Genomic DNA, 23,820 nt, shown 5'->3' on the forward strand with positions numbered 1-23,820 from the left:
TTAACGGTAAAAATCCGTCTTCATGCGTCCAAGCAGTTGTTGCTTAGGTACCTTTACTGTGAGTTACGCTATGGATCCTTTATTTAAAACACTTGAACCATTTTATCATAAACCAATCATAAATTTCAATACAAAAACGAGGGAAGACGATTGTTTCCCTCGTTGAATCCATTATTTTTTACTAGTAATATGTTTTGCTTTTTCTTTATTATGTTCTTCGAGTGTTTTTGTAAAAATAACTTCTCCATCTGCCGTTGCTATGAAGTAATAATAATCTGTTTCCGCAGGATCAAGTGATGCTTCAATCGAAGACTTTCCGGCATTCGCAATTGGTCCAGGAGGTAAACCAGTATTCTGATAAGTGTTATAGGGAGAATCCACTTCTAGATCCTTATATAAAACTCTTGCCTTGTGTTTCCCTTGTGCATAGAGAACGGTTGGATCGGTTTGGAGCATCATTCCCTTTTTTATGCGATTATAAAAAACACTTGCAATTGTTTTGCGGTCTGCCTTTTCAGTTGCTTCCTCTTCGACTAAGGAGGCCATTGTCAAAAGTTGATGAACAGAAAGCTTTTTCTTCTCACTTTGTTCTGCATAATCCGATAATACCGTCCGTGTTTTCGTAAGCATAGCAGCAACCATTTCCTCTACTGACGGATTATTTTTGTAAAACGGATAGGTTGCAGGGTATAAATACCCCTCAAGAGGATATTTCACGGAAGAATTTAAGATTTCTTCTGTTAGTATATCAGGATATTTTGCCATTAATGTTTTAATAAATTCCTGATCGTTTAATTTATTAAAAACATCATTTTCCTTCTGTTTAGTAGCTTTCGCCATTATAGCAGCAATTTCTTTTAGTTGTTTTCCTTCAGGTATCGTAATTTTGAAACTGGCTTGTGCCAGTACTTTTCCCGTCTTAAGGCGGTTGACGATTTCAGGGACATCCATAGACGGACTTAGTTGATATTCGCCTGCCATAAACCCGCCTTCATTTTTTAACTTCACATAATATTTGAATACTTTAGCACTCTTTATAATGCCATTTGATTCTAACGTTTCAGCAATACCTGTTACTGAGGAACCCAACGGAATATCAACCTGTTTAAACTTTTTACTGCCTGCGTCAATAGGTTTAAGTGCTGATTCTATGTACAAATATCCTCCACCACTAATTAAGAGTATAAATAATAGCAATAAAATGGAAATAATTAAAACTATCTTTCTGACAACTTTTGCTTCTTTTTGATGTTCTAACATTTTTTTACGAATAACTTCTTTTTTTGTATCTGTTTTGTCTGTTGCCATTTGCCTCCCCTTTCCTTTGACTCATAGAACGGCGCATTAAAAAATAGACCATCTTAATTATTTCAGCATATAGTAAGAAAAATGTCAATTTAACAATAAATTTGTCGGATTTTAAAACGTCCTCCATAAAAAAACCGGCCATGGAAATGGCCGGTTTTTCTCTTTTCTATTCTTCGTCTTCTTGGTCTTCGTTAAATGTATTGAAAACTTCTTCAACCATGTCCCATTCTTCATCCGTTTCAATTTGCATTAACGGACCGTATCCGCCGTCTTCTGTTGGAATGTAGGCATAGACATGAATGTCGACATCCTCTTCATCATCATCAAAAGATCCTACTGGATAAAAGAATACATAAGATTTTTCGAATTCATCAGAATCAAAAGTAAAAAGTACCTCATGTAATTGTTCATTACCATTTTCGTCTACTAAGGTAATATATTGTTCTTCTTCATGTTCGTGATCGTGTTCGTTTACCATTTCTTCACCTCATTAATTTTTACTATCTAGATAGCCTTGCAGGATCATTACCGCTGCCATCTTATCGATAACTTTCTTCCGTTTTTTTCGACTTACGTCGGCTTCAAGTAACACGCGCTCCGCTGCCATTGTTGTAAGACGCTCGTCCCAAAGAATTGTTTGGACTGCAAATTGTTTTTCAATTTCAGTGGCATATTGCATACTCGCTTCTGCACGAGGTCCGATAGTCCCGTTCATATTTTTAGGCAGACCGATGACAACCTTCTCTACTTGATACTCTTTTATTAATTGACCAATATCCTCAAAACCAAACTCATTTCTTTCTTCATTGATTTTGAGAGTGGTGAGGCCCTGGGCAGTCCAGCCAAATTCATCGCTTAACGCAACACCGACTGTCTTCGTGCCTACATCTAAACCCAATACACGCATTATTAACCCTCTCGCTGCTGTTTAAGATAGGATTTTACTAATTCCTCAATAATTTCATCACGTTCAAGCTTGCGAATTATATTGCGGGCATCACGATGACGTGGAATATAGGCAGGATCTCCTGATAATAGATAACCAACAATTTGGTTGATCGGGTTATAGCCTTTTTCCTGCAAAGCTTCATACACTTGATTAAGAACATCATTGATATCATGTTCAAATGGTTCTTCAGGAAAATTGAATCGCATCGTTTTGTCAAATGAGCTCATTGCATGCACCTCGCTTTTTATTAGAGGAAAATTATTCTATATTAACTACATTTTACACTACTTTATTTCAATATCAAATGGATTTTACCCATTCCTCTACGAATTGAAGCGCTGCATCAAGCTTTTCTGGATCTTTACCACCAGCTTGAGCCATGTCAGGACGACCACCGCCGCCACCGCCGCAGCGGGAAGCAACTTCTTTAATTAACTTACCTGCATGGTAACCTTTTTCAATAAGATCCTTCGTTACCGCTGCAATCAAGTTTACCTTTCCTTCCTGTGCACAACCCAAAACAATCACAACAGAGCCTAGCTTTTGCTTTAAATCATCCGCCATATTTCTAAGGTTGTTCATATCTGCACCTTGAACATTTGCGGTTAATACGGTGACCCCATCAATTTCTTTTGCTTTTGATACGAGGTTTCCAGCTTCAATATTTCCAAGCTTGGTTGCTAGAGATTCGTTTTCTCTGTGAAGTTGTTTGATTTCAAGCATCAAACTTTCAATTCGGTTAGCGATTTCTTTTGGATTGGTTTTAAGTTTCTCAGCTGCATCCTTTAACAAACCAACCTGCTCATTTAGTGACTTGTATGCAGATTCACCGGTTACTGCTTCAATCCTTCTGGTTCCAGCACCAATTCCACCCTCAGAAACAATCTTAAATAATCCAATCACAGAAGTATTTGGCACATGGCATCCGCCGCAAAGCTCAAGGCTGTAATCGCCCACCCTTACTACACGGACAATATCACCATATTTTTCGCCAAAAAGAGCCATCGCTCCCATTGCTTTTGCTTCAGCAATCGGTTTTAAACTGATGTCCAGTTCGATATTTCTCCAGATTTTTTCATTGACAATTTGTTCAACCTGTTCAAGTTCTTCTGGCTTAATTTGACCGAAATGTGAAAAATCAAAGCGGAGACGATCTGGTTCTACAAGGGAACCAGCTTGATTAACATGCTCGCCAAGAACGTCTTTTAAGGCTTGGTGTAACAAATGTGTCGCTGTATGGTTTTTAATAATTTTGACACGATTTTCGGCATCCACTTCAGCTTTCACCTTGTCATTCGTTTTTAAAGTTCCAGCTGTAACAATGACTTGGTGTAGGTTTTGACCATTAGGTGCTTTTTGTACGTCCTTAACAGCAACACTGCTGCCTTTACCTTCGATCACTCCACGGTCCGCAATTTGACCACCGCTCTCGGCATAGAATGGTGTCACATCAAGAATTAATTGTACTTCCTCACCACTTGCAGCACTATCAACAAGTTCACCATTTTTAATAATCGCCGCCACAGTGGAATTTGTTTTTAGTTCATCGTAGCCAACAAATTTACTCTCGACCTTTACATCACGAAGGACTCCACCTTGTACCTGCATCGAATCAACATCTTGTCTTGCTGCCCGTGCACGTTCACGCTGTTGCTCCATTTCGACCTCGAAGCCGGCATGGTCTACTCTCATACCCTCTTCCTCTGCATATTCCTCTGTTAATTCAACAGGGAATCCATAGGTATCGTAAAGTCGGAAAATATCAGCACCTGTGATAGTATCACTGCCTTTTTCTTTTTCCTTCTTAATAACAGTAGCCAGAATCGCTAAGCCTTCATGAAGGGTCTCATGGAAGCGTTCTTCCTCACTCTTGATTACCTTTTGAATGAAATCTGTTTTATCCTTCACTTCTGGATAAAAGTCATCCATGATTTCGCCAACAACTGGGACGAGTTCATACATAAATGGACGATTTATGTTGATTTGTTTTGCATACCGAACAGCACGGCGAAGAAGGCGGCGAAGAACATAGCCACGGCCTTCGTTTGATGGTAATGCTCCATCTCCGACAGCAAAAGCAACTGTACGAATATGGTCCGCAATTACTTTAAAAGCAACATCGGTTTCTTTGTTTAACCCGTACTTTTCACCAGATATCTCTTCTGTTGCCCGAATAATTGGGATAAATAAATCTGTATCGAAGTTGGTAGGGACGTTTTGAACCACTGAAGCCATTCTTTCTAATCCCATCCCGGTATCAATATTTTTCTTTGGCAGTGGTGTATAGGTGCCATCAGGATTATGGTTAAATTGTGAAAACACTAGATTCCAGACTTCAAGATAACGGTCATTTTCACCGCCGGGATAAAGCTCAGGGTCTGATGGATCATTTCCATACTCTGGACCGCGGTCATAAAAGATTTCAGTATTCGGGCCGCTTGGACCTTCACCAATATCCCAGAAATTCCCTTCCAAACGAATAATACGTTCTTCTGGCAGACCAATGGTGTTACGCCAGATGTCATATGCCTCGTTGTCCTCAGGATGGATCGTAACTGATAACAGTTCTGGATCCCAGCCAATCCATTTTTCTGATGTTAAGAATTCCCATGCCCATTCAATCGCTTCCACCTTAAAGTATTCACCAATGGAAAAGTTACCGAGCATCTCAAAAAATGTATGGTGTCGAGCCGTTTTCCCTACATTCTCAATGTCATTGGTTCTGATTGATTTCTGTGCATTTGTAATTCTTGGATTTTCAGGAACAACCCGTCCATCAAAATATTTCTTTAAGGTTGCGACACCACTGTTAATCCATAAAAGTGATGGATCATCATGAGGCACTAGTGATGCACTTGGTTCGATGGTGTGACCTTTTTCTTTACTAAAAAACTCTAAAAACATGGAACGAATTTGTGAACCTGTTAAATTCTTCATATGTAGTCCTCCTTTTTATAAATAAGCATACAAAAAAGCCCTCATCCCCCAAAAACAGGGACGAGAGCTTATCTCGCGGTACCACCCTGATTATGAATACAATTAAACGTATCCATCTCTCAAAAATCCCTTAACGCAGGCATACGGCAGTGATTAGCTGCACTCCAGATTAGCTTTCTGTCGTCCTTCATCTAGAGCTTCTTTCAGCTAGGGAAGCTCCTCTCTTCTTCGCAAATGCGATACAGATGGTCTACAACATACTTTATCCTTCAACATTTTCATACAATGATTCTATAACACGAATTATAGACACCCGAAAAAAGTTTGTCAAATCAATCTTTCTGCTTAAATGGAAGGTTCTTTTGCATTCCTTCGGATAAAATGATTTTTCGCGTGAATAATGGCCACTTTAATCACAACTAGGACCGGAACGGCCAATATTAATCCCAAAATCCCGCCGATTTCTCCCCCAGCTGTCAATGCCACCATAATGATTAAGGGGTGCATATGAAGACTTTTTCCAACAATCATGGGAGATAAGATGTTTCCTTCTAAAAATTGCAGACCAAACACGATAACTAATGTAATTAAAACCAATTTTACGGAAGTTGTGGCAGCGATAATTACGGCTGGAACTGCCCCGATGATGGGTCCAAAATAGGGAATGACGTTTGTAATTCCAACTATTAAACCTAATATTAACGGGTATTTTAAATGGAACACCCAGAACAATAGGGCAGAGACACTGCCTATAATGATACATACCAAGAGTTGTCCCCTAATATAGCTGCCAAGTGATTCATCCACATCTTTAAGGAATAGTGTTCCTTTTCTCCGCCATGGTTTAGGTGTTACATACCATAGTGCCCGTTTTATCAATGGAAAATCCTTCAACATATAAAAAGCAATAAAAGGAATGATCATCATAATTAATGCCGAATTAAGAAACTTAATTAATATATTGACGATGACCGTTAATAAGGAATCCAACTTTTTTTCAAACGCATCAATACCTTCATCCATTCTAGTTTGCAGACCATCTGGCCATTCTCGTGTGTGGGATTGAAGCATAGTAATCCATTCTCTGTATTGTTCGGCTAATACTGGTGCACTTTCAGAGAGATCTTTTATTTGGTCGATGATCGCGGGAACTCCTTTATAAACACAAATGCCGAGTCCACCAAAAAATAGAATATATATAAGAAAAATAGCAAGTCCTCGGTGAAGTCCCTTTTGATGTAGTTTTTCTACAATCGGATGGAGCAAATAGGTGATAAATCCTCCAATCGCAAACGGAAGAATAATAATGGCAGCGACTCTTAGAATCGGCAGCCAAACAAAGCGAATTTTTAGAAAAACATAAATGGCAATTAATAAAAGGAGTAAAAAACCGATGCGGTAATACCACTTCATTCGAATTTCCACGTTCCAAGCCTCCTTCAGGTTAGTGTTAGAGACACGTGGGTGAAATATGCATATAAAATCCCCCTCTGGTTTGAGGGGGATTCGTTCTAGAATATCGCTCGTTTTACTTTTTTTGTCATTCTTTTCATATTGCGGGCGGACATCATATTATTTCTTTGGGCAACATTATAGGCCGCCATCCCCGCACCAAACACAATCATTGTCGTCATCATTTTATTCATACGTTTCACCTCTTCAATAGACGTTAAAAACAAGTTTCTGCTCACTTTGATAACGGTCTAGCTTAGCGTTTTCGCTTTTCTCTCTTAAAGGGTGTAACGACGCTCTTCTTCTTCAAACAAATCGTCCAAGGAACTAAGTGACCCGTCTTCTTCGACTTGATGGGTATTGATTAGGCCTTTGTTTACTGAAAGTTCAATAAAGCAATTCCAACAATAATATTGGTTAATACCAATCTTACCGATATCCTTGCTTTGACAATTGGGACACTTTAACATGAAAAGACACCTCACGTATTATTTACGTCAACGATAATGGCATCCTTTCCGATTGCTAAGGGCTTCTCGGATTGAATGACTTGTTTGCCTTCCGTAAGATCCGAAAAGAAGCCATCCGTGATTTCGTACCCTATGATTGTGCCCAATTCCTCCTGAAAATATACATCTTTTAACAAACCAAGAGATTCTCCGCTTTTTGAAAGCATCATCATTCCGTCTAATGGCTGTTGATGTGTAAGTGTATATTGAGGATCTTTCAGCTTTACCAATGAGGCGTTATCCTTAATCATTACCCCATCTGCACCGAAGGAAGCCACTTTTTGGATATCTAAAAAAAAGGATTGTTTGAAAAAGACGCCTTTTTTTACCAATAAACCGTCTACCTTACCGGTGCTCGAGATACATAAATCACTTACCTCGCCAATTTTTTGACCGCTGTTTGTCTCAAAAACAGGCTGTCCTTTCAATAAAGAGAATGTCCGCAAAGAGTGTCCCACCTCCTGTGAACATTCATAGTGTTAGTCATTTACCATGAAATCATAAGGTGAAACGTTTTCCATACCGACCATTGGATTAGCCTGCATGAATTCTTCTTCGTAGGACAATACAGTGCCTATCTTTTCATCTAGGTCATTATTGTCTTTAGCGGAATTGGGTTCATTCTTTTTACCAACAAGTGGAGTAGCTGTAATTGACTCTTGCAGCTTTTGGCACAAGGTGGTTTGGCGAGAAAGTTCATCCGCTCTTTCTACACCCATTTTAAGAGCATCGACTTCGCCGCAAAGAATCAAGGATTGTTTACTTCGAGTGATAGCTGTATAAATTAAATTTCTACGTAACATCCGATAATAACTTCTTGTCACTGGCAAAATGACAATCGGGAATTCACTACCCTGCGATTTATGGACGGAACAACAATAAGCATGGGTAATTTGAGTTAAATCTTGTCTTGTATACTCGACTTCATTGCCTTCAAAGGAAATGTAAATCATATCCTGTTTTTCGGTGTTTTCCTTGGCATAGATAATCGAGATAATTTCCCCAATATCTCCGTTAAAGACATTGCTTTCGGGTTGATTAACCAGTTGGAGTACCTTATCACCAATCCGATATTTTACCTCACCAAAAGCAATTTCCTTTCTCTTTCCATCAGGATTAGGATTAAAAATTTCTTGCAATAAAACATTTAAGCGGTCGATCCCAGCCGGTCCCCGATACATGGGCGCTAACACTTGAATATCCTTGGCCGAATAGCCTTTATTTTTGGCATTAAAGGCTACTTTCTCAACCACTTGTGCAACCTGTGTTGTTGAGCATCTAATAAACGAACGATCCGCTTGCTTTACCGTAATATCCGCGGGCAAGTAGCCTTTTTTAATTTCATGGGCAAGTTCAATAATCGAAGAGCCCTCTGCCTGGCGATAAATATCTGTTAAACGAACGGTTGGTATCCGTTCAGATGTCAGCAAATCTTTTAAGACCTGTCCCGGTCCAACCGATGGCAATTGATCTTCATCACCTACCATGATGACTTGTATATTCTCCGGAAGTGCTTTAAACAATTGATTAGCAAGCCATATATCAAGCATGGAGGTTTCATCTACGATGATAATTTTTCCTTCGAGCGGGCTTGCATCGTCACGGTCAAATCCTTCTTGACCATTAAATCCAAGGAGCCGATGAATGGTTACCGCTGGCAGGCCGGTGGATTCACTCATCCTTTTTGCGGCTCTTCCTGTTGGGGCTGCTAATAAGAACGGAAAGGGTTCGTCTTTTTTCTGGTAATCCTTAAGCTCCAAGGAACAGCCATGCAATTCTGCATAAAGTTCTACAATTCCTTTAATAACAGTGGTTTTTCCTGTCCCTGGTCCTCCAGTTAGAATCAACATTGGGGACATTAACGCCGTTTGGATGGCCTCACGCTGTGTTGGTGCATATTGCACCCCCAGTCGTTCCTCTAAACTTCCTAATGAGAGGAGGAATTCAGACTCCGGAAATTGGTCCTTATATTCTGTTTGTGCAAGGATCCGCTGGATGTTCGTTACCAGCCCTTTTTCGGCAAAATACAAGGATGGCAAGTACACACGTTTCTCTTCACCAATTAATTTACCCTCTTCTTGCAGCTTGATGACTTCATTTGAAATATCTATGTATTCAATTTGATCACGTTTGTTCTCTTCTAAAAGTGCTTTTACTTGTTCTAATAAATCCTCAGCATGTATGTATACATGACCCGTCTGCATGCTTTCATTTTCAAGGATGTAGAGGCAGGCTGCTTTAATTCGATCAGGATGATTTCCAGTTATGCCTAGTTGGTAACCCAGTTCATCAGCTCGGCCAAAACCGATTCCTTCAATATCTTCCACAAGTTTGTAGGGATTCTTTTGCATAATCTCAAGCGTCTGATCTTTATAGGCTTGATAAATCCGCATGGAGATCTGAGGTCCAAAGCCATATTGGTTTAAAGCCACCATGACTTGCTCTAATCCTTGATGCTCCATTAATGTATCATAGAGCATTTTTGCTTTTTCAGGAGGGAGTTTTGGAATGGAATCAAGCAAGGACGGCTGGTTGAGAATCTTTGAGATGGCATCTTCTCCTAAGATTTCAACAATGTTTTCAGCAGTTTTTTTCCCAATACCTTTAAACATCTCTCCCGATAAATAATTAATGACCCCTTGTTTTGATTGGGGCATGTCTTTGCGGAAATGATTAGTATGAAATTGCAGACCAAACTTGGGATGATCCTTAAATTCACCGAAAAAGATATAGGTCTCCTGTTCATGGATTTTTGGAAAATAACCGGTGACCACAGCTTCTTTGTCCTCATATGGATGATTTGTTTCATCGACTCTTATTCGCAAAACCGTATAAAGGTTTTGTTCATTGTGAAAAATGGTGACAATCGGTCTGCCCTTTACAAATTTCCCCTGATCAGCAAATAAATCCAACGTGTCCTGCTTTTCCATTTAGCTCCCTCCCTTCTCTAAAAAAATTGATTGTTATTGGTTACTTTCTAATAACTTTTTCGCGTGACCTGCCAGCAGATGGCCTGGTTGAATGTCGAGTGCTTTATTTAACATTTCTAATGCTTTGGTAGGATTGTCTTGAAAAGCGTAGGAGACACCTAAATTATAAAAAGCATCGGAATGAGTTGGATCCAATTCGATACATTTTTCAAATTGAATGACAGCCTCAGCAATTAATTCTAGCTGTGCCAGGCATAATCCGTATTGAAAACGAGCTTCTGCATCGTTCTCATTTAACTCGACACTTCTTTGTAAGTAAGGGAGTGCAAATTTCCCCTGATCCAACTGAACAAGCGTCAGCCCTAACATGAAATAATTGTCACTGGATTGCAGACCTTTTTTCATGGCCGTCTCAAACATATTTTTAGCTTCGTTGAATAGGTCTTTGCTAAATAACAAAGTTCCAATACTATAATAAGCCGCCGCAGCGTTTTCATCTATTTCAATTGCTTTTTGATAAAAGTTAAGAGCCTTTTCGTCGTCTCCAACCGCTGAAAGTACATTCCCGAAATTAATATAGGCAACTGGGTCGTTTGGGTTTTCTTGAATGGCTTCATTAAAGGCCTTTGCCGCCTCTTCCAGGTTGCCTTCCTGCATGTATTGAACACCTAATTGGTTTTTATCCATTATTACCACTCCAATCTAAGAGAAAGTATATCATATTTTATAAAAAAATAATTTCAAGAGTTGTAAGAGGGGTTATGTTTGAGTGTTTTATTGAGGATTTCGCGGATTTTCGTAGGGATTTCGCCAATTGGAGATTTAATTTCGCTAAGTTTGATGATTATTTCGCCCAACCCTGGAGGAATCTCGCTAACTTTCACTATTATTTCGCCAAACTCTTGAATTACTCACAAAAAAACCTGATTCCAATTGAGGAATCAGGTCTTTTATTAACCAACATAGGTTAAACGTTCACCATTTTTAAATACTTGATCAATGGTCCCACCGCCGAGACATTCATCACCATTGTAAAACACAACCGCTTGTCCTGGCGTGATCGCGCGAATTGGTTCGTCGAAAATAACTTCCACTTTATTATCTTCCAAGAGACGAACGGTTACGTGATTGTCTTCCTGGCGATAGCGGAATTTTGCAGTACATTTGAATTCAGTTGGTTTTTCCCGGTCAGATACCCAGCTGACACCTACAGCCGTAATCGAGTCTGAATAGAGTTTTTCATTATGAAAACCTTGGCCGACGTAAAGGACATTTCTTTCTAAATCCTTACCAATTGCAAACCATGGTTCACCAGAACCGCCAATCCCTAGGCCATGACGTTGGCCAATTGTGTGATACATTAAGCCTTCGTGTTTACCTTTTACTTCACCGTCGAATGTCTCCATGTTCCCTGGCTGAGCCGGCAAATATTGACCTAAGAACTCTTTAAAATTCCGTTCACCAATAAAACAAATCCCCGTGCTATCTTTTTTCGTAGCGGTAGCAAGGTTTGCTTCCCTAGCAATTTCCCGGACTCTTGGTTTTTCCAGATTTCCAATAGGGAACATTACCTTACTTAATTGATCCTGGGTCAGTTGGTTCAAGAAATACGTTTGATCCTTATTTTCATCCAGACCGCGAAGCATTTTATATTCTCCATCCCGATACTCAACTTGAGCATAGTGACCGGTAGCTAAATAGTCCGCCCCTAAATTCATTGCATGTTCAAGGAAAGCTTTAAATTTAATTTCCTTATTGCACATTACATCTGGATTAGGGGTCCGTCCTGCTTTATATTCTTCAAGGAAATAGGTAAATACCTTATCCCAATATTGTTTTTCAAAATTAACCGCATAATACGGAATGCCGATTTGATTACAAACACGTATAACATCTTCATAGTCTTCTGTTGCTGTACAAAAACCGGTATCATCTGTGTCATCCCAGTTTTTCATAAAAATTCCGATGACATCGTAGCCTTGCTGCTTCAACAAAAGTGCTGCTACAGAAGAATCTACCCCACCAGACATTCCGACTACCACTCTTGTGTTTTTCGGATCTTTTGTTTCCAATGATCTTCACCCCTCTATTGCCAAAAGCTTTTACTAAATTTATTTTTTCAAACGTTTAACAATTCTTGCTGTTTCTTCTGCTGCCTTAACAACGTCTTCAACGGTTGTATTATAGCCAAAGCTGAAACGAATCGAATTAGTTAATCGTTCTGAGTTTTTACCAAACATGGCAACAAGCACGTGGGAAGGTTCAATTGAGCCTGCTGTACATGCTGAACCGCTCGATACAGCAATTCCAGCTAAATCAAGATTGACCAGCATTGCTTCCACACTTGTCCCAGGAAAGCTTAAGTTTAATACATGAGGTAAAGAACTTTCAAGTAATCCGTTTATGTCAAATTTTACATCCAGCTCTCGCAGCTTATCGATCAATGTACTTTTCAATTCAAGGAATTGTTTGCGCTTAGCCTCTCGATTTTCATTTGATATTAAAACAGCTTCATGAAAACCAACAATCGCGGCAATATTTTCAGTCCCTGCACGTCTTTTTCTCTCCTGCTCACCGCCGAAGGAACGTGGAGAAAGCTTTATATTTGATCTTGAATAAAGGAAGCCTACTCCTTTTGGTCCATTGATTTTATGGCCAGAGACAGATAATAAATCAATGAAACTATGATTGACATCAATTTCTTCAACGCCATATGCTTGAACAGCATCTGTATGGAAGATTGTTTGATGATCTTTTAATAAAAGTCCAATTTCCGAAATTGGTTGAAGTGTACCCACTTCGTTGTTACCGTACATAATCGACACCAATATGGTATCTTCTCTTAAGGCTGCTCGCAGCTCAGCCAGCGAAATTTGCCCATTTTGGTCCACTGATAAATAAGTAATGTCAAAGCCCATTTTTTCTAACTTATGACATGCATGAAGAACCGCATGGTGCTCAATTTCAGTGGTAATAATATGTTTGCCCTTATGCTGATACGTTTCAGCGACTCCAAATAACGCCATATTATCTGCTTCTGTTCCGCCACTTGTAAAAATAATCTCGGTTTCCTTTGCGCCAATGCTGCCTGCTAGCACCGAACGTGCCTGATCAATCAGGTGACGAGCTTCCCTCCCATAAGAATGGATACTTGAAGGATTTCCGAAAGTTGCTTGCATCACCTCAAGCATTTTTTCAATTACCATGGGATGCATAGGCGATGTTGCCGCATGGTCGAGATAGATTCGTTCCACATTTACACCTTCTATCAAATAGTTCTCAATGTTACTTTTTTACCCTAAATATAAAACATATATCCTTCTGGAGTTTCGTCATTACTATGATTCGCTAAATCTTCTAAGGTAGTATTGTCCAAAACGTCCTTTATGGCATCCCGAATTCGAATCCACAATTCCCGCTTAGCAGGTTCTTCATCTTCAATCCCTTCAACCGGTGCAATCGGTCCTTCTAGGACACGAATCACATCACCAGCAGTAATTTTAGATGGGATGTTAGTTAGGATATAGCCGCCGTATGCACCACGAATACTTTTTACTAAACCTGCATTCCGCAATGGGGCTATTAATTGTTCTAAATAATGTTCGGATAAATCATTCGCTTGTGCAATTGTTTTTAATGATGTTGGACCCTCGCCGTGCTTTTTGGCAAGCTCTATCATAATCGTTAAACCATAGCGACCTTTTGTTGAAATTTTCATATCGCACCTCTATTCGTATCTATAAAATATCAATTAAAATCCTTAGTAATTTGATAGGCATTAAAATTATATCATATTCTACTTTAATATGCTTTTTCAATGGAAAATGGTAAAGTAAGGCTATATATAGTTAGATTGTATTAAATTTTGGAGAGATGTACCATGCAGCAAAAACCCTTAGCATTTAGGATGCGGCCTAAAACGATTGAAGAAGTTGTCGGGCAGCAGCATTTGGTTGGCGATGGAAAAATCATATCAAGAATGGTGAAAGCGAAACAACTGACCTCGATGATATTATATGGTCCGCCCGGTATAGGCAAAACATCCATTGCCAGTGCGATTGCCGGAAGCACCAAATATGCCTTCCGCACACTTAATGCTGTCACGAATAATAAAAAAGATATGGAAATTGTTGCCGCAGAGGCAAAAATGTCGGGAAAAGTTATTTTGCTTCTTGATGAGGTCCATCGGTTAGATAAAGGGAAGCAGGATTTTTTATTACCCTACTTAGAAAACGGGATGATCGTTTTAATTGGTGCTACCACGAGTAATCCTTATCATGCCATTAACCCTGCCATCCGGAGCCGCTGTCAGATCTTCGAGTTAAAACCACCCACACCAGATGAAGTAAAACTGGCATTAAATCGTGCCCTCGAGGATGAGGAACGCGGGTTCGGAAAGATAAAGGTAGAAATAGCGGATGAAGCCTTGCTGCATTTTGCTCAAGGATCCAATGGGGACGTAAGAAGTTCACTAAACGCCTTAGAATTAGCTGTACTGTCAACAGATACAGATGAAAATGGCATCATTCATATCGATGTAGAAACAGCAGAAGAATGTTTGCAAAAAAAGAGCCTTGTTGCCGATAAAGACGGGGATGGGCATTATGATGTCCTATCAGCGTTTCAAAAGTCGATCCGCGGAAGCGACGTTAACGCTGCACTCCATTATCTCGGCCGATTAATCGAAGCAGGGGACATGCCAAGTATCAGCCGAAGATTAATTGTGATTGCCTATGAAGATGTCGGATTAGCAAATCCACCAGTTGGTGCACGAACATTAGCTGCGATTGAAACGGCTGAGCGAATTGGCTTTCCTGAGGCAAGAATCCCACTTGCAAATGCGGTGATTGAATTATGTCTGTCACCAAAATCGAACTCGGCAGTTTTGGCTATTCAGGCTGCACTCGAAGATATCCAAAAAGGCATCGTTGGCGAAGTACCTGACCATCTAAAGGATGCTCATTATAAAGGAGCAAAGGAACTTGGCAGAGGAATCGACTACAAGTACCCACATGACTATGAGAACGGCTGGGTCCCTCAGCAATATCTACCCGACAGGTTAAAACACAAACAATACTACCAACCAAAGAAAACTGGAAAATTCGAACAGGCCCTCGCCATCGTATACGAAAAGTTAACAAGAAAAAAATAGGGTGTCAGGCGCCATGTGAATTCTAAACATGGTGCCTGACACCCTTCTCTTTTTTATGAGGCCACATCTCGTTTCTTGAAGACTGTGAAGGCTAAGAGTTGGAATACGGCAAAGTAGATGAGCAGCATGGTGATTGAGAATGTCATCGACATCCCTTCGACCATTGGTGTCCCTTCCACATATTGCATAAGGTTTGTGTTCGCAAACAAGATGTATTTTGCCCAGCTAAATTTAAGGGACAATAGGACAGTAAATTGAGCCCCGGTGAACAATAAAAACAATGATAAGCCGATAGCTAAGGAACTATTTCTGAATACAGATGAAATCATAAATGCCATAGTCGCTAACATAATCGTATCAATCGAACTTAATCCGTAATAAATTAACAAGTAGATGACAATCGGTTGTTCAGTTACTTGACCATTAGAATAATTCAGATATGGTACAGCATGGTCTGGCATTCCAAAAAGAAGTGCCCCTAGCAAAGCCGAGAAAACAAATAAAATGCCTAGCATTAATAATGCGAACAATAATACAGTCAAATATTTCGAGATCAATATCTTGCTGCGATTGATCGGTCGTATTAATAACAATTTGATGGTTCCCCAGTTGAATTCACTGGCGACAATTCCTGCTGAAATGATAATTGTAAATAATCCAGGCAGGATAATCAGTTGGGACGCATCTTTTACAAATGTCCAGACATTATATTTTTCATTAAATGGGATATGATGCTTAATGCGGTAATCATTTATTGCGATTTCCTCTTTATAAAATTGCTTCTCCAGCTTTGAAGTGCTTTGTTTCATCTGCTTCTTTAGGGCTTCATTCTCCTGTACTAAAGTCTGTTCCCAATTTTTATCGAGGTTGAAATCCTTTTCTTGATATTTGTGAAAGATGCCAAAGATAGCGGTAATAACTACAAGGATGGCAATCATTACATAGGTCCCAGGTCGTTTAAAAATTTTCATCCATTCATTTTTAATTAAGTTAACCACGGCTTGGCACCCCCTTTTCAGTTGTCAATTCAAGGAAACGATCTTCTAACGTCTTCGCAATTTCTTTGACCGCAAAAACTTGAATATCTTCTGATACGAATTGTTTAATTAGAATCGGAATTTTTGATTTTGGAAGTTCAACAGTTATTCCATTCCTTGAAAGATTTGCTCGAACATCGGGATAATGAGCTTCAATCAGGTTCAAGGCTTTATCCGCCGGGACTACTTCTAGTTCATAGGTCGTTTCAGAAGCGCCGTGGACAAGTTCCTGGACAAGCTGCACATCAATTAAGCGGCCATTTTGGATAATGCCAATCCGGTCACACATCATTTCCATTTCCGAAAGCAGATGGCTTGAAACAATCACAGCGAGATTTTTTTCACGCGCTAAGAGACGGACATAGTCGCGGATTTCTCGGATGCCAGCAGGATCTAATCCATTTGTTGGTTCGTCCAAAATCAAGACTTTCGGATCATGTAAGAGACACTGAGCCAATCCTAGTCTTTGGCGCATTCCAAGAGAATAGGTTTTTACCTTATCGTGGATCCGATCAGTTAATCCTACTAGTTCTACTATTTCAGCAATCTTCTCTTTGGAAATACCATTTGCCATTCTTGCATAGTGAATTAAATTTTGGTACCCTGTCAAGAATTTATACATTTCCGGATTCTCCACAATTGCACCGATATGACGAACAGCCTCTTCAAAATTAGTCTTTATGCTGGAACCGCCAACCTCGATGTCTCCGGATGTAATCGCCATTAATCCTACAATCATTCGAATCGTTGTTGTTTTTCCGGCGCCATTTGGACCTAAAAAGCCAAATACCTCTCCTTTATTTACCTGAAAGCTAATATTATCTATGATCGTTCGTCCTTTAATGACTTTCGTTACGTTCTTCAACTCGACAATTTTTTCCAAATTCTCTCTCCTCTCTATGTATTCTCACACTAGTTTATCTTATTATAGAAAAATTTTCCTCCAAAAACTGCTTAACAAAAGAAAAGCCCCAAACCAATAAAAGTTCAGGGCCAACAAAAACACTTATTTTTCATCGGATACACGTTGAATCTTAATGCTGCTTAATAATTGTTGCACCACATAACTCGCCATAATCAAACCAGCGGCTGATGGAACAAAGGCATTTGATGCAGGCGGCATTTGCGCTTTGCGGATTGGTGCATTTTCATTTCCTACTTCTTTTTTAATATCTTCACGAATCACAATAGGACTTTCATCAGAGAATACGACCGGAATTCCTTTGTGGATTCGTTCCTTACGCAGTTTTGTACGAATGACTTTGGCAATCGGATCCGTATGGGTCTTTGAAATATCTGCAATCCTAAAACGGGTTGGGTCCATTTTATTTGCTGCTCCCATACTTGAAATGATGGGAATATTTCTTTTTAAACATTCCTTCATTAAATGAATTTTATAAATAATCGTATCTGAGGCATCAACCACAAAGTCTAAATTGTGGCTAAAAATTTGCTCATATGTCTCCTCTGTATAAAACATTTTTAAGGAAATTACTTCGCAGTCAGGATTAATATCTCTAATCCGCTCCTCCATAATTTCCACTTTCGGCCTTCCAACAGTGGAAAGCAAAGCGATCAACTGGCGATTGATATTGGTAATATCTACATCGTCTTTATCTATTAAAATTAACCGTCCAACGCCTGAACGGGCTAAAGCTTCGGCAGCAAAAGAACCGACACCGCCGATACCTAAAACGGCGACCGTACTGTTTTTCATAATTTCTAGGCCTTCTTTACCGATGGCAAGTTCGTTACGTGAAAATTGATGCAGCATAATGTTCACTCCAATTATTAAATTCGTTATGTTTCTTTTTCCCGATTAAAAATATATCATACACTGCATCAAAAACAAGTATCTTGATAGGAATAATGAAGTAAAAAGCAAAATAAAACCTCCCGAATTGTCCAGGAGGTTGATCATTTTTGCAAATAGAAAAGAGTCCCAATTATGCCGTCACTTTTAACATCCTTAGTTTTGATCCCGCATTCAGCAGGGGGGTGCCCTGTTCCCGAAATTGTAAGTCCCCTTACCCGTATAAGAGTGGGGCATTTACGCAATCAGGAAACTCTAGACTCCCGGATAATTAATGTTCGGTCAAAACTTCAGGCAACGCAACGTACATCTCAGGACTCTTCTTTGTTGCTTTTATAATAGCATATTGAAAAAGCTGATTCAAGGTTTCATGAAAGCGAATTCCCGCTATTTTTTAACATTTAGTGACAAATATAATTCCTTCAATTGGGCCTCAGAAACTTCACCCGGAGCGTCCGTTAACAAGCAGCTTGCGCTAGCGGTCTTAGGAAATGCAATGGTATCTCTTAGGTTTGTGCTTCCTGCAAGAAGCATAACCAAACGGTCCAATCCAAGCGCGACCCCGCCGTGTGGCGGTGTTCCATAATCAAACGCATTTAATAAGAAACCGAATTGCTCATTTGCCTGTTCGGGTGTAAATCCAAGAATGTTAAACATTTTTTCTTGGATCGGACGTTCGAATATACGGAGTGATCCGCCGCCAAGCTCATATCCATTTAAGACAATATCGTATGCTTGAGCACGCACTTTGGAAGGATCAGAATCTAAATATTCAAGGTCTTCCCTAAACGGCATTGTAAATGGATGATGTGCGGCGTAATAACGGCCTTCTTCCTCATCGTACTCAAGGAGCGGCCAGTCCGTTACCCATAAGAAATTGAATAAACTTGGGTCAATTAAATTTAAATCTCTAGCCAACTTTTGACGAAGGGCCCCTAGAGCATCGGCCACAACCTTTTTCTTGTCGGCAACAAATAGAAGTAAATCTCCTTCTCCCGCTTCAAGGGTCGCTTTAAGCGCTTGAGCGTCATCTTCTGAGAAGAATTTAGCAATCGGACCCTTTAGCCCTTCAGAATCAACTTTAAGCCATGCAAGCCCCTTCGCGCCATATACAGCAACGAACTCTGTTAAGGCATCAATGTCTTTACGTGAGTAGTTGTCAGCTGCACCTTTCACATTGATTGCTTTTACTTGTCCGCCATTTGCCACAGCCGATGCAAACACTTTAAAGCCTGAGTCTTTAACGATTTCGGAAAGATCCACTAGCTCTAATCCAAAACGAGTATCAGGTTTATCCGATCCGTAGCGGCTCATTGCCTCGTCATAGGTCATCCGCGGGAATTCCTCAGGCAGGTCTACACCTTTTACTTCTTTCATTAACTTTGTCATCATTTTTTCCATCATGCCCATGATATCTTCTTGGCTTAAAAAGCTTGTTTCGATATCGACTTGGGTAAATTCTGGCTGACGGTCTGCTCGTAAATCCTCATCGCGGAAGCAGCGAGCAATTTGATAATAGCGTTCAATGCCGCCCACCATAAGCAATTGTTTAAAAAGCTGTGGTGACTGTGGCAGGGCATAAAACTCGCCAGGATGAACACGGCTTGGCACTAAATAATCGCGTGCTCCCTCAGGAGTACTTTTTGTTAAAATAGGTGTTTCAATATCTAAGAAGCCTTCTCCATCAAGAAAATCTCTGATTTGCTTGGTCACTTGATGACGCATCTTAAGGGTTTCAAAAATAACCGGACGACGGAAATCAAGGTAGCGGTATTTTAAACGGACATCTTCAGACGCATCCGTTTTATCAGAGATCATAAATGGCGGTGTCTTTGCTTCATTAATGATTGTTACTTTTTCTGCCTGCACTTCAATTTTTCCAGTTTTCAGGTTATCGTTGAAGGTTGCTGCCTCGCGAGCCACAACAGTTCCAACTATATCTAAAACAAACTCGTTACGGATTTTTTCAGCAATTTGCAATGCTTCTTGTGATAAATCTGGATTAAAAACTACTTGAACAATCCCTGAACGATCGCGAAGATCAATAAAAATTAATCCGCCAAGGTCGCGTCTTTTTTGGACCCAACCCTTCAAGGTTATTTTTTCACCGACTGCTGATTCTGGTACTTCCCCACAAAAATATGTTCTGCCAAACATAATTATCCCCCTCTTAATCCTGCAACTCTTGGAATTGCTTAATAAAAGTTGCTAAATCAATTTCTACTTGCTCACCTGTAGCCATATTTTTTACATTGATTTTATTATTTTTAAGCTCTTCATCGCCTAAAACCGCTACAAACTTAGCTTTTAGACGGTCAGCTGCTTTAAATTGAGCTTTAATTTTTCGATCCAAGTAATCTCTTTCTGCTGAAAAGCCTGCCCGCCGCAGTTGCTGTAACAATCCAACAGTATAATCTTTAGCTTCTTCGCCGAGTGCGGCAAGGTAACAATCAATGCCTTCGTTGACCGCAAGTTCAATCCCTTCTGCTTCAAGAGCCGCAATAAAGCGTTCAATACTTAATGCAAAGCCGATACCTGGTGTTTCAGGCCCGCCAATTTCTTCAGCTAAACCATTATAACGGCCGCCTCCGCATAACGTGGTGATCGCACCAAACCCTTCGGCATTACTCATAATTTCAAATGCCGTGTGGTTGTAATAATCGAGTCCACGAACTAAGTTGGCATCAACTTCGAAAGGAATATCCAATTGGGTTAAATACTTCTGTAATTTTTCAAAATAATCCTTAGAAAAATCATTTAGGAATTCAAGGATCGACGGTGCTGTTAACATTAATTCATGCTCGCGGTCCTGCTTACAATCCAAGATTCGGAGCGGATTTTTTTCAAGGCGATTTTGACAGTCATGACAAAACTCGCCGATTCTTGGTTTGAAGTGATCAACAAGTGCATTGCGGTGAGCACTGCGACTTTCCTTATCACCAAGGCTGTTAATAATCAGCTTCAGCTTTTTTAAACCCATTTCTTTATACAAGTTCATTGCTAGGGAAATGACTTCAGCATCAATGGCAGGGTCATTACTGCCTAATGCTTCAATTCCGAATTGGACAAACTGGCGAAAGCGTCCTGCTTGTGGACGTTCATATCGGAACATTGGTCCCATATAGTAAAGCTTAACTGGCTGATTAGCCAGACCAAACATTTTTTTCTCCACAAAAGAGCGGACAACAGCTGCGGTACCTTCTGGTCTAAGTGTAAGACTTCGTTTGCCGCGGTCTTCAAAAGTGTACATTTCTTTCTGAACAATATCCGTGCTATCGCCAACGCCTCTTGAAAAAAGATCTGTATGTTCGAATATTGGGGTCCGAATCTCTTTATATTGATATTTCTCACAAAGTTCACGGGCTTTAGCTTCAATCAGTTGCCACTTTTCTACCTCACCGGGTAGAATGTCTTGCGTTCCTCGAGGAATGCTTATGGACATAGTGGAAAACCTCCTTATTTTTTCTTATGTAAGTAGACAGGACGCCTCCCTTGTTTCCATTAAAAAACAAAAAACTCCCATCCCTTGTATGAATACAAGGGACGAGAGTTTGATTAATCCCGCGGTGCCACCCTAGTTGAAGGCATAAAAAACATGCCTTCCTCTTTAACAGTTAACGCCTGCTACGTTCTTCTCCTACTAGAGGGTGCCCTTTTTCAGAGAGAAGCCTACGGAGTGTTCCTTCATTAAGTTCCATGTAGAAATGCTTTCAGCCCAGGACATTTCCTCTCTATTCATGAGTTTGCTTAATTACTATGCTCCATCATTGGTATATCACAATATGTCATTTTATTTAATTAATATTACGGAGCATCGCAGGTATTGTCAATAGCCATTTATGATCTTTCTAAATGTTTTTTTAACTTTCTGACATCACCCATTGTTATTCCGAATTCTGATGCAAGTTCAAACGAGGTTGCATGCTGTTCCTTTTGAATAAAATCATGAAAATCAACACCGAAAAGCCGTCCATCCATCGATTGGATGTTCATTCCTTTTTCACTTGCTCTCATTACTAATCACCTCAGCCTTTTCTTCATTATTGATATTATCTCCACCATTCGTGAAAAACTTGCATCCTTGATAGGGATTTCTCATCAAATTGGTCAATATTAGCAATTTAGGAATGATTTTCAGCTTTTTATACGCTAAAATAAAATACATAGAAAAGGAGGGTGTTATGGTCAAAAAAAGTAGTTTATTGCTATTATCTATTATTCTTATTATTGGAGCCTTTCTTCCTCATAGTAAAAGTGTGGCAGCAACAGAGTCCATTACGATTTCTACCGATTTTGTCAATGTCCGTGGAGGCCCGGGTCTGAGTTACCCGCTAATTAAAATAGTAAATCGGGGCGAAACGTATCCAATCGTGACAGAACAGGACGATTGGATTGAAATTGAACTTGCCAATGGTCAAACGGGCTGGCTCGTTAATTGGCTCGTCACCAAAGAAACAAGTTCAAATAACACTGGTGTCACAGCAAATACGGCTATAAAAACTAATTACGGTAACGTGAATGCTGATACCTTAAATATGCGCCAGGAACCTTCCGCATTCAGCCCAGTTGTTGGGAAACTTACCTATGGGACAAACGTAACCATTTATTCGAAACAAGATAATTGGCTGGAGATTGGTTTTTCTAATTTAAAAGGATGGGTAAATTCTGAATTTATTAACGACGAAGCGACAGTTTCCTCAACAACAGAAACTGCACAAAAGAGTGGCATGATTGGAACAGTAACAGCCGACAGCCTTAGTGTCCGCTCCAGCGCCTCATTAAATTCCAACGCCATTGGGACTGTAACTATGGGGCAAAGTTTTACGATCGTAGAAGAAATGAATAATTGGGCAAAAATAGAATATAAGTCTGGTAGTTTTGGATGGGTTGCCGGTTGGTTTCTTGAGATAGAGACCTCCAGATCTCAAACTGGACAAGCCACGAAGAAAAATATCATTACGATAATAAATGACGGAACAAATATCCGCAAAGGACCAGATGTACAATCAGATGTTATCGAACGGACCAATACAGGCGCAACGTATTCCGTAAAAAATATCATCAATGACTGGTATGAAATTGAATTAGAGGATGGAAGAATTGGTTATATTGCTGGCTGGCTGGTCTCCATCAACGGGACCAAAGCACAGATTAAAAAACCAGGCTCTGAAGGCTATCTTAAAAATAAAACGATTGTCCTTGATCCAGGGCATGGCGGTACGGATAAAGGGGCAACGGGGGTCAGTGGTACATATGAAAAAGACCTCACACTTCGGACGGCACAGCTTTTGTCAGATAAATTAATGGCAGCAGGGGCTAATGTCTACATAACGAGAAAAAATGATTCTTATTTACAACTTGCCTCCCGCGTGAATATGGCCCGTACCTACAATGCCGATGCCTTTATCAGTATCCATTACGATAGCAATATAGATGCAAGTACCCATGGTATGACTGGCTATTATTATCATTCCTATCAACAACCCCTTGCTGAATCCATTTTTGCATCAACCGTCGGCCATACAAAAATGACAAGTCGTGGGGTTCGATTTGGTGATTTCCATGTCATCCGTGAAAATAGTCAAAAAGCTGTTTTAATGGAACTAGGTTATTTAAGCAACCCGGCTGAAGAAATGATGATAAGGTCTTCTGGATTCCAAGAAAATGCGGCTTCAGGTTTATTTGATGGATTGGCCAGATATTTTAAAGAAAATCCATAACCAAAAAGGCTTA

Annotated in this window: 22 protein-coding genes, 1 other RNA gene and 2 other annotated features; of the genes, 2 read left to right on the forward strand and 21 right to left on the reverse strand. The window is 39.9% G+C overall.

Annotated features, from left to right (window positions below; all coding sequences use genetic code 11):
• Window positions 1-171: 171 nt before the first annotated feature.
• The 14 genes from mltG to cymR all read right to left on the reverse strand — a co-directional run bounded on the left by mltG (window position 172) and on the right by cymR (window position 13,803).
• Window positions 172-1,308, reverse strand: coding sequence for an endolytic transglycosylase MltG (gene mltG / locus FS608_RS02955; RefSeq protein WP_144547769.1), 1,137 nt, complete (start codon window positions 1,306-1,308; stop codon window positions 172-174).
• Between the two features lie 166 nt (window positions 1,309-1,474).
• Window positions 1,475-1,786 (reverse strand): DUF1292 domain-containing protein, encoded by a 312-nt coding sequence (locus FS608_RS02960; RefSeq protein WP_144547770.1) that lies wholly within the window; start codon window positions 1,784-1,786, stop codon window positions 1,475-1,477.
• 12 nt (window positions 1,787-1,798) lie between these two features.
• Window positions 1,799-2,215, reverse strand: coding sequence for a Holliday junction resolvase RuvX (ruvX, locus tag FS608_RS02965; RefSeq protein ID WP_144547771.1), 417 nt, complete (start codon window positions 2,213-2,215; stop codon window positions 1,799-1,801).
• A gap of 2 nt (window positions 2,216-2,217) precedes the next feature.
• Complete coding sequence (locus FS608_RS02970; protein ID WP_026563485.1) at window positions 2,218-2,484, reverse strand: IreB family regulatory phosphoprotein; 267 nt, start codon at window positions 2,482-2,484, stop codon at window positions 2,218-2,220.
• A 73-nt stretch (window positions 2,485-2,557) separates the two neighbouring features.
• Entirely contained in the window at window positions 2,558-5,194 is a 2,637-nt protein-coding gene (gene alaS, locus FS608_RS02975; RefSeq protein ID WP_144547772.1) for an alanine--tRNA ligase, read from the reverse strand.
• Window positions 5,195-5,247: 53 nt separating this feature from the next.
• Window positions 5,248-5,476: a binding site (T-box leader), on the reverse strand.
• 63 nt (window positions 5,477-5,539) lie between these two features.
• Window positions 5,540-6,619 (reverse strand): AI-2E family transporter, encoded by a 1,080-nt coding sequence (locus tag FS608_RS02980; protein WP_144547773.1) that lies wholly within the window; start codon window positions 6,617-6,619, stop codon window positions 5,540-5,542.
• An 86-nt stretch (window positions 6,620-6,705) separates the two neighbouring features.
• On the reverse strand, window positions 6,706-6,840 hold the full coding sequence (locus tag FS608_RS02985) for a YrzQ family protein (protein ID WP_144547774.1): 135 nt from the start codon (window positions 6,838-6,840) through the stop codon (window positions 6,706-6,708).
• An 84-nt stretch (window positions 6,841-6,924) separates the two neighbouring features.
• A complete protein-coding gene (locus FS608_RS02990; protein WP_026563482.1) occupies window positions 6,925-7,116 on the reverse strand; it encodes a hypothetical protein in 192 nt (63 codons plus the stop codon).
• An 11-nt stretch (window positions 7,117-7,127) separates the two neighbouring features.
• The gene (locus FS608_RS02995) at window positions 7,128-7,601 is read right to left on the reverse strand and encodes a PRC-barrel domain-containing protein (RefSeq protein WP_144547775.1); all 474 of its coding nucleotides are present in this window, start codon (window positions 7,599-7,601) and stop codon (window positions 7,128-7,130) included.
• 33 nt (window positions 7,602-7,634) lie between these two features.
• Window positions 7,635-10,085 (reverse strand): SF1B family DNA helicase RecD2, encoded by a 2,451-nt coding sequence (recD2, locus tag FS608_RS03000; RefSeq protein WP_144547776.1) that lies wholly within the window; start codon window positions 10,083-10,085, stop codon window positions 7,635-7,637.
• 33 nt (window positions 10,086-10,118) lie between these two features.
• Window positions 10,119-10,772 (reverse strand): tetratricopeptide repeat protein, encoded by a 654-nt coding sequence (locus tag FS608_RS03005; RefSeq protein ID WP_144547777.1) that lies wholly within the window; start codon window positions 10,770-10,772, stop codon window positions 10,119-10,121.
• A gap of 266 nt (window positions 10,773-11,038) precedes the next feature.
• Window positions 11,039-12,157, reverse strand: coding sequence for a tRNA 2-thiouridine(34) synthase MnmA (gene mnmA / locus FS608_RS03010; RefSeq protein ID WP_144547778.1), 1,119 nt, complete (start codon window positions 12,155-12,157; stop codon window positions 11,039-11,041).
• Window positions 12,158-12,196: 39 nt separating this feature from the next.
• Window positions 12,197-13,339, reverse strand: a complete 1,143-nt coding sequence (locus tag FS608_RS03015; RefSeq protein ID WP_144547779.1) for a cysteine desulfurase family protein — start codon at window positions 13,337-13,339, stop codon at window positions 12,197-12,199.
• A 44-nt stretch (window positions 13,340-13,383) separates the two neighbouring features.
• Window positions 13,384-13,803, reverse strand: a complete 420-nt coding sequence (gene cymR, locus FS608_RS03020; protein WP_026563476.1) for a cysteine metabolism transcriptional regulator CymR — start codon at window positions 13,801-13,803, stop codon at window positions 13,384-13,386.
• A 162-nt stretch (window positions 13,804-13,965) separates the two neighbouring features.
• Here cymR and FS608_RS03025 point away from each other — a divergent pair, with 162 nt between their 5' ends.
• Entirely contained in the window at window positions 13,966-15,237 is a 1,272-nt protein-coding gene (locus FS608_RS03025) for a replication-associated recombination protein A (protein ID WP_144547780.1), read from the forward strand.
• Between the two features lie 53 nt (window positions 15,238-15,290).
• On the opposite strand, the gene FS608_RS03030 is transcribed toward FS608_RS03025, so the two are convergent.
• From FS608_RS03030 to FS608_RS30050, 7 genes are all read right to left on the reverse strand, one after another.
• Window positions 15,291-16,235 carry an ABC transporter permease gene (locus FS608_RS03030; RefSeq protein WP_144547781.1) on the reverse strand — a complete coding sequence of 315 codons (945 nt, stop codon included), beginning with the start codon at window positions 16,233-16,235 and terminating at the stop codon, window positions 15,291-15,293.
• Window positions 16,228-17,157, reverse strand: coding sequence for an ABC transporter ATP-binding protein (locus FS608_RS03035; protein ID WP_144547782.1), 930 nt, complete (start codon window positions 17,155-17,157; stop codon window positions 16,228-16,230). The genes FS608_RS03030 and FS608_RS03035 overlap by 8 nt, the downstream gene beginning before the upstream one ends.
• Window positions 17,158-17,280: 123 nt before the next feature.
• The gene (locus FS608_RS03040) at window positions 17,281-18,048 is read right to left on the reverse strand and encodes a tRNA threonylcarbamoyladenosine dehydratase (RefSeq protein ID WP_144547783.1); all 768 of its coding nucleotides are present in this window, start codon (window positions 18,046-18,048) and stop codon (window positions 17,281-17,283) included.
• Between the two features lie 161 nt (window positions 18,049-18,209).
• Window positions 18,210-18,408, reverse strand: a non-coding RNA gene (gene ssrS, locus FS608_RS03045) — 6S RNA.
• A gap of 66 nt (window positions 18,409-18,474) precedes the next feature.
• Entirely contained in the window at window positions 18,475-20,244 is a 1,770-nt protein-coding gene (aspS, locus tag FS608_RS03050; RefSeq protein ID WP_144547784.1) for an aspartate--tRNA ligase, read from the reverse strand.
• A 13-nt stretch (window positions 20,245-20,257) separates the two neighbouring features.
• Window positions 20,258-21,529: a histidine--tRNA ligase gene (gene hisS / locus FS608_RS03055; protein WP_144547785.1), complete on the reverse strand. Its 1,272-nt coding sequence runs from the start codon at window positions 21,527-21,529 to the stop codon at window positions 20,258-20,260.
• Window positions 21,530-21,623: 94 nt separating this feature from the next.
• Window positions 21,624-21,864 (reverse strand) — a binding site (T-box leader).
• A gap of 60 nt (window positions 21,865-21,924) precedes the next feature.
• Window positions 21,925-22,101 (reverse strand): hypothetical protein, encoded by a 177-nt coding sequence (locus tag FS608_RS30050; protein WP_186328577.1) that lies wholly within the window; start codon window positions 22,099-22,101, stop codon window positions 21,925-21,927.
• Between the two features lie 167 nt (window positions 22,102-22,268).
• Here FS608_RS30050 and FS608_RS03060 point away from each other — a divergent pair, with 167 nt between their 5' ends.
• Entirely contained in the window at window positions 22,269-23,807 is a 1,539-nt protein-coding gene (locus FS608_RS03060) for an N-acetylmuramoyl-L-alanine amidase family protein (RefSeq protein ID WP_144547786.1), read from the forward strand.
• Window positions 23,808-23,820 lie beyond the last annotated feature (13 nt).

This window comes from Bacillus sp. X1(2014), assembly GCF_007678255.1.

Excerpts from the sequence above, each read along its gene's own strand:
- FS608_RS03025 (WP_144547780.1), top strand. The coding sequence starts at position 13,966 with ATGCAGCAAAAACCCTTAGCATTTAGGATGCGGCCTAAAACGATTGAA.
- aspS (WP_144547784.1), bottom strand. The coding sequence starts at position 20,244 with ATGTTTGGCAGAACATATTTTTGTGGGGAAGTACCAGAATCAGCAGTC.
- cymR (WP_026563476.1), bottom strand. The coding sequence starts at position 13,803 with ATGAAAATTTCAACAAAAGGTCGCTATGGTTTAACGATTATGATAGAG.
- hisS (WP_144547785.1), bottom strand. The coding sequence starts at position 21,529 with ATGTCCATAAGCATTCCTCGAGGAACGCAAGACATTCTACCCGGTGAG.
- FS608_RS02990 (WP_026563482.1), bottom strand. The coding sequence starts at position 7,116 with ATGTTAAAGTGTCCCAATTGTCAAAGCAAGGATATCGGTAAGATTGGT.
- ruvX (WP_144547771.1), bottom strand. The coding sequence starts at position 2,215 with ATGCGTGTATTGGGTTTAGATGTAGGCACGAAGACAGTCGGTGTTGCG.
- FS608_RS03005 (WP_144547777.1), bottom strand. The coding sequence starts at position 10,772 with ATGGATAAAAACCAATTAGGTGTTCAATACATGCAGGAAGGCAACCTG.
- FS608_RS30050 (WP_186328577.1), bottom strand. The coding sequence starts at position 22,101 with ATGAGAGCAAGTGAAAAAGGAATGAACATCCAATCGATGGATGGACGG.
- FS608_RS02970 (WP_026563485.1), bottom strand. The coding sequence starts at position 2,484 with ATGAGCTCATTTGACAAAACGATGCGATTCAATTTTCCTGAAGAACCA.
- alaS (WP_144547772.1), bottom strand. The coding sequence starts at position 5,194 with ATGAAGAATTTAACAGGTTCACAAATTCGTTCCATGTTTTTAGAGTTT.
- recD2 (WP_144547776.1), bottom strand. The coding sequence starts at position 10,085 with ATGGAAAAGCAGGACACGTTGGATTTATTTGCTGATCAGGGGAAATTT.
- FS608_RS03040 (WP_144547783.1), bottom strand. The coding sequence starts at position 18,048 with ATGCTGCATCAATTTTCACGTAACGAACTTGCCATCGGTAAAGAAGGC.
- FS608_RS03060 (WP_144547786.1), top strand. The coding sequence starts at position 22,269 with ATGGTCAAAAAAAGTAGTTTATTGCTATTATCTATTATTCTTATTATT.
- FS608_RS02985 (WP_144547774.1), bottom strand. The coding sequence starts at position 6,840 with ATGAATAAAATGATGACGACAATGATTGTGTTTGGTGCGGGGATGGCG.
- FS608_RS02960 (WP_144547770.1), bottom strand. The coding sequence starts at position 1,786 with ATGGTAAACGAACACGATCACGAACATGAAGAAGAACAATATATTACC.
- mltG (WP_144547769.1), bottom strand. The coding sequence starts at position 1,308 with ATGGCAACAGACAAAACAGATACAAAAAAAGAAGTTATTCGTAAAAAA.